Source organism: Planococcus versutus, from assembly GCF_001186155.3.
Lineage (GTDB): Bacteria > Bacillota > Bacilli > Bacillales_A > Planococcaceae > Planococcus > Planococcus versutus.
Window position 1 is genome coordinate 2468781 of record NZ_CP016540.2, and the last position, 12500, is coordinate 2481280.

Below are 12500 nucleotides of genomic sequence, written 5' to 3' on the forward strand. Positions count from 1 at the left end.
CTTTTATTTCTGCGCATACTGCCTGTCATAATACTGTTGGTATTCGCCACTGATGATTTGTTTCCACCAATTTTCGTTTTCTACAAACCATTTAATTGTTTGGGCAATCCCTGTTTCAAAATCGTATACAGGCTTCCAACCTAATTGCTCAATTTTTGTTGGGTCTATTGCATATCGTTTGTCATGTCCTAATCGATCTTGTACAAATTCGATGAGATTTTCTGATTTTTTAAAAGCTTGGATAATGGTTTGAACAACTTGTAAATTGGTTTTTTCGTTATGGCCTCCAATATTATAAACTTCACCAATTTTCCCGTTATGCATCACCAAATCGATCGCTGTGCAATGATCATGAACATGTAACCAATCTCGAACGTTTTGACCATTTCCATAGACCGGCACAGGTTGATTGTTTAATACACGTGATATAGTCAGCGGGATCAATTTTTCTGGAAAATGAAAAGGTCCATAATTATTCGAGCAGCGTGTAATATTGACAGGTAATCCATAAGTTTCGTAATACGCTCTCACTAACAAGTCCGACGATGCTTTGCTTGCGCTATACGGGCTACTTGGTTGCAACGGCGTTTCTTCTGTAAAGAACGTGTCGGGATCAAATTCTAGCTCTCCATACACTTCATCTGTCGAAACATGAACAAATTTTTTAATGCCTGCTCGTTTTGCAGCTTCAAGTAATACTTGCGTTCCCAATACATTGGTTCGGATAAAAATCTCTGGTTCCGTAATCGAACGATCCACATGACTTTCAGCAGCAAAATGCACAATATAACTAAAATTTACTCGCTCAAACAACGATTCTACTGCTTGACGATCTGCAATATCGATTTGGACAAAGCTATAGTTTTCATTGTTTTCGATGGATTGATGTTTGGATAAATCTCCAGCGTAGGTTAAAGCGTCTAGGTTATAAATATGGTAATTCGGATACGCAGCGACCATGTATTGAACAAAATTTCCTCCGATAAATCCCGCTCCACCCGTAACAAGAATATTTTCCATAGTTGTGCTCCTTTATAACTTATTCGGTAACAGTGTTTTTTCATGGGCAATATCCAATAAATATTGGCCGTAATCTGTTTTTTTCAATGACTGAGCGAGCTCGATTAAATCTTCTTGTGAGATATACCCTCTTCGGAAAGCAATTTCTTCAATGCACGAAACATACAAGCCTTGTCTTTTTTGAATCGCTTCTACAAAATTTGAAGCTTCTAACAAAGCTTCATGTGTCCCTGTATCTAGCCACGCAAGTCCACGCCCCATAATATTGACATGTAATTCACCTTGCTTTAAGTATTCGTTTATAATAGAAGTAATTTCTTTTTCTCCTCGTTCTGAAGGCACCACTTGTTTGGCTATTTTAACCACTTGATTGTCAAAGAAGTACAGACCAGGTATCGCATAAGACGATTTGGGTTGTTCTGGTTTTTCTTCAATCGACACGATATTGAGTTCATCATCTACTTCCACTACCCCGTAAGCTCTCGGGTCTGCTACATGACACCCAAAAATAATGCTTCCGGTTGTGAGTTCTGCCGATTCTTGCAAACGACTCCCAAAGTCAGAACCGTAAAACACATTGTCTCCTAGTACTAGCGCAACTGGAGAATCACCGATAAAGCTTTCCCCAATCGTAAACGCTTCCGCTAATCCATTGGGTTCTTCTTGAATAGCATATTCCAGTTTAATCCCTAACTTTTGACCATTTCCAAGTAAACTCAAAAATCCAGCAACGTCTCGCGGAGTAGAAATGATTAAAATCTCTTTAATGCCTGCAAGCATTAAAACCGATAATGGATAGTAAATCATGGGCTTGTCGTATACCGGCAACATTTGTTTTGAAATGGACTTGGTTAGCGGGTACAAACGTGTCCCAGTCCCACCAGCTAAAATAATTCCTTTCATGATCAGTCCCTCATTTCTTATAGTTGAGATAAGCTTTTTTGTTTTACATAAAGTTCACGAATAATCGTACAAATTTCAACTACTGATTGGATTGGCAATGCGCCGTAATAAGGCATAGCTAACACTTGTTGCACAGCCCTTTGAGCATTTGGTAAGTTTTCAGGGTGTGCCGATGGCAACTCGTTATACCATTCAAAATCACTGCACAAAGGATAAAAGTACTTTCTCGCAAAGACGTTGTATTTTTGAAGCTCTTTGTGAACGTAATCTCTCGATTGACCAAACAGCGTTTCATCAATGCGAATAACAAAATACTGGTAGCTGCTAGATTCACCTTCAAGTGTTGTTAATACACGAATGCCTTCGATTGCTGCCAAGTGTTCTTCGTATGCTTTTTTAACAGCATGGCGTTTCAGTCGCTCATCTTCCACCACTTTTAATACTTCTAACCCAACGCCTGCTTGCAGTTCATTTAGTTTGGCATTTAACCCTGACAACACGACTTCTTCTGTATTTAAAATGCCAAAGTTTCTCAGTAGCCCCAGTCGCTTATCAAGTGCTGGGTCACGATAGATTAAAGCGCCGCCTTCTATCGTATTGAAGAGCTTTGTTGCATGAAAACTAAACATGGTCATATCACCAAAGCCACTAATTGGTAGACCATTAAGTTTAGAGCCAAAAGCGTGCGCTCCATCGTAAATCACTTTTAAGTGATGCTTATCCGCAATGGCCTGTATTTTTTCCACATCACATGGATTTCCAAAAACATGAACAGCTAAAATCGCCGTTGTTTTGTCGGTAATCAAGGACTCAATTTTATCGGCATCAATATTGAACGTAGTAGGATCAATATCACAAAACACAGGTGTTAAATTGTTCCAATCTAAAGCTTGAACCGTTGCTGGAAACGTAAAAGGCGTTGTAATGACTTCACCGGTTAGCTCTAATGCTCTCAAACCAAGTAATAATGCGAGCGTACCGTTAGAAAAGATGGACATATGATCACTTTCTAAATAACGCTGAAGTTTCGTGCTCAGTTCATCATGTTGTGCACCGAAATTCGTGAGCTGTTTACTTTCCCAAACTGTTTTTAATCGATCGGTAACTTTTTCGAAATCTGGCAGTAAAGGCCGCGTCACATGTATTGGTTGTTGAAAAACTTTAGCCATTTCATTTCCTCCCAAGGGTCTGAATTTGTATTGTGACAAATCATTTCGTCTCAACGCTTACTTTTTTTAATCAGTGGCAATAATAGCTCGTAAACAGTAGCAAATTCTTCAATTTTCAATAATTTAGATACCGTGATGTAGAGCACTGCACCAATTCCAACCTGTAGAAGTAACGTTAAAAGCTCTGCGAACGGAACGACCGCACCTACACCATAAACAATCGCTCCCATTCCTAACGAAATCATGTAGATTGGCAATAAATCCAGCACTTGTTCTTTAATGCCGTATGCTATTTCACGTCCTGAAAAATAAATATTAATAAATAAAGATAAATGCGAATCCAGCACTATTGTAGCTACTAGCAGCGTAATTCCCCAATCCATCCATATCACAACCACTATTAAGATTGTTGGAATGATGGTTTTAATAATTTCTAAATAAAGAAATAAATCAGAACGTCCTTTAACTTGCAAAATATTCAAGTTTAACGCATGAATAGGGTACAACATGCTCGCAATGCACAAAAGCTGAAAATAAGGCACCATAGTCATCCATTTTTCTCCGAAAATCAGGAAAACTAATGGCTCTGCAACTGCTGCTAACCCAACCATCAGTGGAAAGATCAAGAATCCCGAAAGCTTAATGACTTTTTTAAAGCTTCGTTTTAGTCGTTCTTCTTGGTCTTGAATACCGCTCAATACGGGGTAGGTCACTCGCTGAATGGTCGCCGTTAAAGATTGTGTCGCTACATCACTAAATTTAGAAGCATTGGTATAGTAGCCGAGTGCACCAGCCGAATACTGCTTACCGATAATTAAGTAATATATATTGTTATAGGTTGTATCTATTAATCCTGAGACTAGGAGCTTCCAGCCAAATCCAAACAGCCGCTTGAAAGATGCCATGCTAAAAGCGAGTGAAGGCATCCATCTTCTAGTGAACACTAGCAATAATGCTTGCACTAAATTTAATGCCAACATGCGAACCACAAGGCTCCATACGCCAAATCCCACGAATGCCATAGCGACAGCAACTATTCCTGACAAAACACTTGCTGCTACATTGACCTTTGCTTGGACCTTGAAATTTACTTCTTTAGTAAACATCGCTCTTGGAATAATCGAGAATGCATTGATGATGACACCTAATGTCAGCACTCGAATAATAGACTTTAATTGAGACTGATCAAAGAAATTGCTGATGAGAGGTGCTGAAAAGAACAGAATACCGTAAATAAAAATGGAAACTACTAAGTTAAAATAGAAGACTGTTGAGTAATCCGTTTGATTGGCTTTTTGATCACGAATTAATGCTTGCGTAAAGCCACTATCAACAAGTGAATTCGACAGCGCCACAAACACCAAAATCATTCCAATCAGTCCAAAATCAGCAGGAGTCAATAGTCGTGCTAAAATAATTTGGATAATAAACTGAATGCCTTGATTGCCTATCATGTCTCCAAAACTCCAAAGCAGTCCACTGATTGTTTTTTTCTTTAATGAGTTTTCTTGTTTCATCAGCTTGCTCCTATCTTTATTTAAAAAAGGTTATTCACAATTCTTAAAACGCCATACATTTACCTATAAGAGTAGGTAAATTAAATCTATTTACTAAATCAATAAAGTTACCTCCATTTCAGATACATTACTTTGTGCTTATTTCTAGTACTTGCTTTTCATTCTAACACACTACATGTCTTAAATAACAGATAATTTAGATTATTTTTTATTTTCTTTTTTGCAAATTATTCCACTCTTTTTTATTAAATCAATAAATTGATTGTTTTTAAGTTGGAGTTCTAAGTAAGATTCTTCATATAACTGTTAGATATTTACTGTTTATTGGATATCTTTATAAAGGGTAACTTTTCAGCTTGTGTATAGATCAATTTTACTAATTTAAAATTGAACAAAACAAAAGACAAGTTTGAATAGCTGATGGTGCCAGCTGTCAAAATTGTCTTTTGTTGGTTTCTTATTCTTTTCAAATGATGATTCGTTTAAAGATCCGCTTAAAAAATTCAGGCTTTGCATAAAACTGTCGATATCCTTTTTTCAAGGTTTCTTTAATTTTTAATTGCTTGAGTAAGACGTAAAAACTGTCTCGCTTTTTAGTACGTTTAATCACTTGATCATACTTAAAATTCGTAAAGACATTTACTTCATCGAGCAAGTTTGCAACATCTTGAAGGTGTTTTTGCTTTGCGGAAATGTCATTCAAGTTGGTATCTGTCCAAGACCCTTTGACTTCTACTCGGTATGCAGCCATAGGTCGATCCATGTAATAAAACGTTCCACTCAGCGCTCCACAAATTGCTAGCGGGTAGTCACCAATTGTAGCATTCATATAATACGCTGGCATTTCGGGCATTTTTTCACGGGAATACAAAATTGAATTGGTGGCAAACAGTGCCCCTCCACCTTCAATCACTTCTTCCACAGAAAAAATTTTGTCTTTATGACTTGGACGAATAACATCCACTCTTTTTTTAGTTACTGCAGAGACCTTTTCTGCTGCATGCACGCACATGCTACATTCTGGATGTGTCTCCATATAGTCGACTTGTCTTTGTAGTTTTTCTGAGTCAGTCCAATAATCATCACCTTCGCAAATGGCAATATACTTACCTTCTGCACGCGCCATATTGGACAATTCAAAAGAGATGTTTTGTGAATATTGATTGATGGTTTGATAAATTGGTTTAACGATATCCGGGTATTTTTGTTCATAGCTTTTGATAATATCAGCAGTTCGGTCAGTAGATGCATCGTCATGCACTAAAATTTCATAGGCAAAATTCGTTTTCTGCATCAGCAGGCTATCCAATGCTTCCGCTATAAATTCTTCATGATTGTAAGCATTGCATTCAATACTCACTAGTATCTCGTTCGTCATAAGTGGCCATGCCTCCCGCAATCGAGTCGTTTTCTTTTTTAGTTACTGTGGATTGTGTTCTATTTTCACTAGTGGCACTATAGGCTCACAAATTTCTGTATGTTCTTACCGTTAGGATAAATACCGTAAAAGTAAATAGTCAACTACCATTTATATTGACTTGAACTTAAATTTACTTTGTATCAGAAACCATAAAGTTTTCTTTTAAATATCTATTCCTCAACTCTTTATCACGCAGAATCAGCTGGTTTTCCTCAACGGTATTTCCTTGGACAATGTGCTCATCTCCAATATTAATATAAATGCCTCTTTCTGAACTGTCGCGCGGATTTACTGCAAGATTGTTTAAGATACTAATAGCATGACTCGGAGCCATCAAGTTTTCCCCTCCATCTCCCGGTCTCACTGCAATATTGTATTCATTGTTATAAACCAGATTGCCTTTAATAACAGTAGATTCTGCTCCATTCTTGATATCGATGCCATAATAAAAGCCGCTAACTACATTTTTTTCAATCTTGCTTTCTTTTTCACTTTCAACTGTAATTCCTTGCTGGTCAGTATAGCCCGGACGATCTTCAGTCACCATACAGCCTTTTACTAGATTGTGTTTGCCTCCACCAAATAAAGAAAGATGACCATCTCCTGAATTTCTGACCACGCAAGATTCAATTGTGTTATAGTCCGATGCAAAATTAATAATACCAGAACCATAATTAAATTCACTCGTTACATTTCGAATAACATTGTTGTTGGCGTGGTGCAAATGAATGCCTTGTGAATAGTTTTTTGTATAAACGTCTTCAATCAGACTTTCTTGGCTACCTTGAAGTAAAATAGCAATATGAGAAACTAGCGATCCCGTTTCTGGCAGTGTGTCTCCCATTAAAAAACCGCCTTTGAGATGGACATCTGCTGTTGCCATAATCCAAAAAACTCCGTATTCACCAGCTGATTCTGTTTTAAAAATCGCCTGATCCATACGGATGGTAATAGGTTTGGAGATCTTCAAAGCAAAATAACTGTCACCGTATCCCGTACTGGCTTTTAAATTAGGATTTTTGGATAATTTGTAGATACCTGGTGGTATGTGTAGTTCTCCACCTATTGGCGTTTCGTCAATAGCTCGTTGAATTGCTTTCGTATCATCTGTCACGCCATCACCCTTTGCTCCGAATTGTGTTTTTGCACCATTCTTCTCTTCTGCGAAGAAAGAATGTTGTCCCATGATCAAAACAGCAACCAGTCCACATATCCCCAGCATGTATAGCAGCATATTTCTAAATTTCTTGTAGATCATTAACACCTCTCCCTCACCTTAAACACCTTACCGAAAGGTTTTGACACTGTTTTCTCGTTAATTACTTCTAGTATAAGCCAAAATTTCTTTAAATGCATACTTTTCCGAATATTTTGCTTTTAAACCGGCTTTATATTGATTTTCTTTCTCTAAAGTACAAGCCTTTTCCGTAAAGTTAACCAACAAAATGAAGAACTTCCTCGTATTTGCTCTTGTTCTTCGCTATAATTAATAAGATGACTATTTTATTTGAATATTTAGATATATTTTAAAAGAATTTTCTCGTTTGTCACACATTTATTTTGACTTAGTGAAACGATTGCTGACAAAACCAATTATAAAACAAAAAGAAATGGGGTTTTATTTTGAGAGATTTATTTTTTATAAAAGATTATGCCGAGCTATACGAAGAAATAGAAGGTGGAAACTGTGAAGTTTTTGAATTCGAACATCCCACTGGGTCGGTTTATCATCAATTTATTAAAAGAGAAATCCCTATCCCTTTAGAAGGTGGTCCTTATTTTGACTTGATGACGCCTTACGGTTACGGAGGTCCTGTCATTACAAAACTAGTGGAAGAAGCACGTAAAGATGAATTGGTTAGCCATTTTTGCAAAGCATTTAAGGATTATTGTCAGAAACACAACATCGTCAGTGAATTTGTTCGATTTCATCCACTTGCTTGTAATGCTAAAGACTTCAATTCCTGCTACACCGTTCATTTTAGGCGAAATACCACAGGCATCACGTTAAAAGGCTTTGAAGATCCAGTGCAAGAAGAATTTTCAAGTTCGACACGCAAGCGCATTCGGAAAGCATTAAGAGACGGTGTAACTTACCGCATCACCAGAAATCCAACAGACTTAAATCACTTTCAAGACATCTACACAAAAACAATGGAACGAGTCGGTGCCGAAGACTTTTATTTCTTCGACGATGTCTATTTCTCAAAAATGATGGATAATTTAGGTGAACAAATTATATTGGTCGAAGCTATCTTCGATTCCCAAGTGATTGGTGCAGAGTTGCATTTTCACTCAGGCTCCGTTATCCATACACACTTATCAGGCACTGTAGAAGGTGATATTAATCATTTGTCTCCTGTTTACGTCATGACTTACGCCATTGTCATGTGGGCCAAAGAAAATGGCGTGGAATATATCCATTCAGGTGGCGGGGTTCATCCTGGTCACGATGACTCCCTGTATTTATTTAAAAAGAGGTTTGGTAAAAACACAGAGTTTGATTATTATGTTGGCAGTAGAGTGTGGGATAAAGCTATGTATGACCAATTAAATCGAGTGACAAATGCCGATTCAGAAAACGAGCTTTTCCCTGCTTATCGCTGGTCATAAAAATAGAAGACGTACAAAACGGCAAGCAGTCGATCTGCTTGCCATTTTTTAGTTGATTTTTTTCAATAGCGGCTTGATTAGCCCATAAACTGTTTTTAGTTCTTTGATGTTCGCAAGGCGACACGTCACAACATAAAACACACTTCCTACAGTAACTTGTAAAAGCAGTTGAATAAGCAAATTTGTATCTAGTAGCGAACCAAACGTCCATACTACTCCACCCATCAAAAACGACAGCACATATACCGGCAACAAATCGTTCAGTTTTTCTCTAGCTGGATAAGGTATTACTTGTTTTGAGAAATGACTGTTAACGAAAAACTCGATATAGGTATTTAAAATGGCTGCGCCAATCAATCCAATAACTCCCAAATCAAATACAATAGCTAAAACAAGTAAGATGGTTAACGAGACTTTATTGATAATTTCTAGTTTCAAATACAAGTCGGAACGTCCTTTTACTTGAAAAATGCTCAAATCCAATGCCAAAATGGGGTACATCATCCCTGCGATCGATAATAGCTGAAAATACAAAATCATGTTTGCCCACTTATCTCCAAACACCAATAGGACTAACGGTTCTCCTACAGCTGCCATTCCAACCATTACGGGAAAAATTAGAAAAGCTGCAAGTTTTGTAATGCTTTTATACGATTGTGCTAACCGTTCATGTTCATCTTGAATGCTGCTAAGCACAGGGTATGTTACCCGCAATATCGTAGCGGCTAAATTTTGAGAGACAATTTCACTAAACCGCGAAGCATTTGTGTAAAAACCCAGTTGTTTTGTAGAATACTGCTTGCCAATGATTAAGAAATACACATTTGTATAAAACGTATCAATCAACCCTGATACGAGAAGCTTCCAGCCAAATCCAAACAGTCGACCAAATGAAGAAAAGCTAAACTCTAACGAAGGCATCCATTTTTTTGATAACGTAAATAACAGCGATTGAATGGCGTTCATCGACAACTGTCGGAACACCAAACTCCAAACCCCAAATCCCGTTAACGCTAACCCAATAGCAAAACCTCCGGATAAAAGACTGGAACTCAAATTGATTTTAGCTTGTGCTTTGAAATTTACTTCCTTGGCAAACATGGCTTTGGGGATGATAGCAAAAGAGTTGATGATGATTCCGATCGTCAATACACGGACTATAGACACCAGTTGAGGCTCATCGAAAAATCTACTAATTGCAGGAGCTGCAAAGAATAAACTTATATAAATTAAAACAGAAATAAAGAAGTTAAAGTAAAAGACCGTTGAATAATCTGTCTGACTCGCATTTTTTTCACGGATCAACGCTTGCGTAAATCCACTGTCGACAATTGAATTCGACAATGCGATAAATACCAAAATCATGCCAATCAATCCAAAATGTTCTGGCAACAGCATGCGTGCTAATACAATTTGAATGACAAACTGGATGCCTTGATTGCCTATCAAATCACCAAAGCTCCATACCAGACCGCCGATTGTTTTCTTTTTTAAAGAAGGTTGTGGTTCCATATAACGGTCTCCTATTCACACTCACTTAGACTTAATGAATCATTTTCCATTTTATTTTCCGAATACTTTCAGTAATTCTTGGGAAGCATCGCTTAAATTCCATAATCATTCGCTTTTTAATACTGAGTTCTAAATAAATCGTGCGGTATTCTCCATGTTTAGCCTCATTAAATCTTCCTTCTTCTAATAACAAGGAAAACTCATAACCGAGCTTTGCTTTTGTTAATGAATCGGTGTATTTATAATGTGTATACGCGTTGATTTCATCGAACATGCGCTCCATATCTTGATAATGTTTGACACGCTTTTCACTTGTCGCCAATTCGCGGTTTGTCCAAGAGCCCGGAACCCCTACGCGATAAGCTGACATGTTTTCATCTAAATAGTTAACCGTACCATGCAGTGCAGCCAAAATAGCTAATGGGTAATCACCTACTACTGCATTCAAATAAAAGGGAGGCAAAACAGCGACTTTTTCTTTTGAGTAAACCATAGAATTGGTCGCAACCAAGTCGCCCCCTCCTTCGATCACGCGTTCAATTGGCAAAATAATGTCTTCTTTCTCTGGCCTTACCGTAGAAAGTACTTTCTTTTTATCCGAATACACTCGATCAGCCGCATGAACAGTCATGCTACAAGCAGGATGAGCTTCCATATAATCTACTTGTTTTTGCAATTTATAAGGATCTGTCCAATAATCGTCGCCTTCACAAACAGCAATATATTTTCCTTTAGCACGGTTGTGGTTAAATAATTCAACACGCACACCTTGTGAGTACTGATTTTGGGTTTCATAAATTGGTTTGATCAGCGAAGGATAGTCACTTGCATACTGTTTGATTACTTGAGGACCGTGGTCTGTAGAGGCATCGTCGTACAGTAGAATTTCAATTTCAAAATCTGTTTTTTGCATCAAGAAACTGTCGATAGCATCTGCTAGGTAATCTCCATGATTGTAGCTAGTGCAGACAATGCTGACCATTGGATTTAATATCATATGTTTTTACTCCTCTTCGTTTAAAACCTATAAACTAGTATCAACAACAAGAAGCTGGATCTTTATGATAAAAATTTAGCATGTGACATATAGCAGACAAAACCATTACTATATGCTTACATTTGGTTTCTTTTTATTAGTTTAGCATAGACTAAATGGTTAAATATAGACAATTTGAATTATTAAGAAAATTATTTTCAGTTTACAAAACCCTCTTGAGCTACTCATAAGTTCAAGAGGGTTTTGTCATGTCTTATTTTGAATGCCATTTCCACGCACTCGCTATAATAGCCGTTAAATCAAAGTCTGGCTTCCAGCCTATCTCTTCATTAATTTTTTGAGAAGAAGCAACGAGTATAGCTGGGTCACCTGCGCGCCTCGGTGCATAGTCAATCGTCGCTTGCTTGCCGGATAAGCGCTCACAAGTTCGAATGATTTCATTAACCGAATACCCCGCTCCGTTTCCTAAATTATACACGTTATTTGCAACACGCCCGTCAGCCATTCCTTCATATGACAAAATATGCGCACGCGCTAAATCCGTCACGTGAATGTAATCACGCACACATGTGCCATCAGCTGTTTCATAATCTGTGCCAAATACCGAAATTTTCTTGCGCTGTCCTAGAAGATGTTGCAACACAATTGGGATTAAGTGCGATTCTGGATCGTGGCTTTCACCAATTTCGCCAGACTCGTGTGCGCCTGCTGCGTTAAAGTAACGCAATACAATATAGTGGAAGTCATAAACGTGTGCCATATCCGCTAAAATCTGCTCGATCATTTGTTTGGAACGGCCGTACGGATTGATTGGATGGGTCGCGGTTTCTTCTGTGATGATGTCTGTGTTTGGTATGCCGTACGTTGCCGCTGTTGAAGAAAAGATAAAACGTTTTACGCCGTGTTCGATCATTTTCTCAAGCAATACCAGCGTTGCTCCTACATTGTTGCGGTAATACGTTAATGGTTTTTCGACAGACTCTCCCACTAAGCTATTTGCCGCAAAGTGAAACACAGCATCAATTTTATATGTTGTGAAAATCTCATCTAACACTACTTGATCGCCAAGGTCTCCTTTTACAAATGTCGCTTTGCTGTCAATCAGCTTTTCAAAGCCTGTTGTCAAATTATCTAATACAACCACGTCGTATGTATTCACTAATTCTTTTACGGTATGACTGCCAATATACCCTGCGCCTCCGCAAACTAAAATTGCCATTGCTGTTTCCTCCTCTATTGTTTCAAAGCATTTATTATGCCAATTGTACCATTAGCTAGATACGCAACAGTATAAGTTTTCATAAAAAACAGCTGACCGCACTTTTAATCAAACATAAAAACACGTTTTC

10 protein-coding genes are annotated in these 12500 nt (G+C 37.8%); 1 reads left to right on the plus strand and 9 read right to left on the minus strand.

Going from position 1 to position 12500, the window contains the following annotated elements:
* Nucleotides 1-3: 3 nt before the first annotated feature.
* The 6 genes from rfbB to I858_RS12590 all read right to left on the minus strand — a co-directional run bounded on the left by rfbB (nt 4) and on the right by I858_RS12590 (nt 7287).
* Nucleotides 4-1020 (minus strand): dTDP-glucose 4,6-dehydratase, encoded by a 1017-nt coding sequence (gene rfbB / locus I858_RS12565; RefSeq protein ID WP_049694701.1) that lies wholly within the window; start codon nt 1018-1020, stop codon nt 4-6.
* A gap of 12 nt (nt 1021-1032) precedes the next feature.
* The gene (rfbA, locus tag I858_RS12570) at nt 1033-1923 is read right to left on the minus strand and encodes a glucose-1-phosphate thymidylyltransferase RfbA (RefSeq protein ID WP_049694700.1); all 891 of its coding nucleotides are present in this window, start codon (nt 1921-1923) and stop codon (nt 1033-1035) included.
* A 17-nt stretch (nt 1924-1940) separates the two neighbouring features.
* On the minus strand, nt 1941-3092 hold the full coding sequence (locus tag I858_RS12575; protein ID WP_049694699.1) for a DegT/DnrJ/EryC1/StrS family aminotransferase: 1152 nt from the start codon (nt 3090-3092) through the stop codon (nt 1941-1943).
* 50 nt (nt 3093-3142) lie between these two features.
* Nucleotides 3143-4609, minus strand: a complete 1467-nt coding sequence (locus I858_RS12580) for a lipopolysaccharide biosynthesis protein (RefSeq protein WP_049694698.1) — start codon at nt 4607-4609, stop codon at nt 3143-3145.
* A 466-nt stretch (nt 4610-5075) separates the two neighbouring features.
* Nucleotides 5076-5987, minus strand: coding sequence for a glycosyltransferase family 2 protein (locus I858_RS12585; protein ID WP_049694697.1), 912 nt, complete (start codon nt 5985-5987; stop codon nt 5076-5078).
* A 172-nt stretch (nt 5988-6159) separates the two neighbouring features.
* On the minus strand, nt 6160-7287 hold the full coding sequence (locus I858_RS12590) for a right-handed parallel beta-helix repeat-containing protein (protein ID WP_049694696.1): 1128 nt from the start codon (nt 7285-7287) through the stop codon (nt 6160-6162).
* A gap of 365 nt (nt 7288-7652) precedes the next feature.
* Between I858_RS12590 and I858_RS12595 the strand changes: the two genes are divergently transcribed.
* Entirely contained in the window at nt 7653-8642 is a 990-nt protein-coding gene (locus I858_RS12595; RefSeq protein ID WP_049694695.1) for a GNAT family N-acetyltransferase, read from the plus strand.
* A 48-nt stretch (nt 8643-8690) separates the two neighbouring features.
* Here the strand turns inward: I858_RS12595 and I858_RS12600 are convergent, their stop codons facing one another.
* From I858_RS12600 to galE, 3 genes are all read right to left on the minus strand, one after another.
* Complete coding sequence (locus tag I858_RS12600) at nt 8691-10154, minus strand: lipopolysaccharide biosynthesis protein (protein WP_049694694.1); 1464 nt, start codon at nt 10152-10154, stop codon at nt 8691-8693.
* Between the two features lie 31 nt (nt 10155-10185).
* Nucleotides 10186-11151, minus strand: coding sequence for a glycosyltransferase family 2 protein (locus I858_RS12605; RefSeq protein WP_049694693.1), 966 nt, complete (start codon nt 11149-11151; stop codon nt 10186-10188).
* Nucleotides 11152-11404: 253 nt separating this feature from the next.
* Nucleotides 11405-12370 carry a UDP-glucose 4-epimerase GalE gene (gene galE, locus I858_RS12610; protein WP_049694692.1) on the minus strand — a complete coding sequence of 322 codons (966 nt, stop codon included), beginning with the start codon at nt 12368-12370 and terminating at the stop codon, nt 11405-11407.
* Nucleotides 12371-12500: the final 130 nt, after the last annotated feature.

Coding starts and splice junctions, on each gene's coding strand:
- I858_RS12580 (WP_049694698.1), bottom strand. CDS start 4,609: ATGAAACAAGAAAACTCATTAAAGAAAAAAACAATCAGTGGACTGCTT.
- I858_RS12585 (WP_049694697.1), bottom strand. CDS start 5,987: ATGACGAACGAGATACTAGTGAGTATTGAATGCAATGCTTACAATCAT.
- I858_RS12575 (WP_049694699.1), bottom strand. CDS start 3,092: ATGGCTAAAGTTTTTCAACAACCAATACATGTGACGCGGCCTTTACTG.
- rfbB (WP_049694701.1), bottom strand. CDS start 1,020: ATGGAAAATATTCTTGTTACGGGTGGAGCGGGATTTATCGGAGGAAAT.
- I858_RS12605 (WP_049694693.1), bottom strand. CDS start 11,151: ATGATATTAAATCCAATGGTCAGCATTGTCTGCACTAGCTACAATCAT.
- I858_RS12600 (WP_049694694.1), bottom strand. CDS start 10,154: ATGGAACCACAACCTTCTTTAAAAAAGAAAACAATCGGCGGTCTGGTA.
- rfbA (WP_049694700.1), bottom strand. CDS start 1,923: ATGAAAGGAATTATTTTAGCTGGTGGGACTGGGACACGTTTGTACCCG.
- I858_RS12590 (WP_049694696.1), bottom strand. CDS start 7,287: ATGATCTACAAGAAATTTAGAAATATGCTGCTATACATGCTGGGGATA.
- galE (WP_049694692.1), bottom strand. CDS start 12,370: ATGGCAATTTTAGTTTGCGGAGGCGCAGGGTATATTGGCAGTCATACC.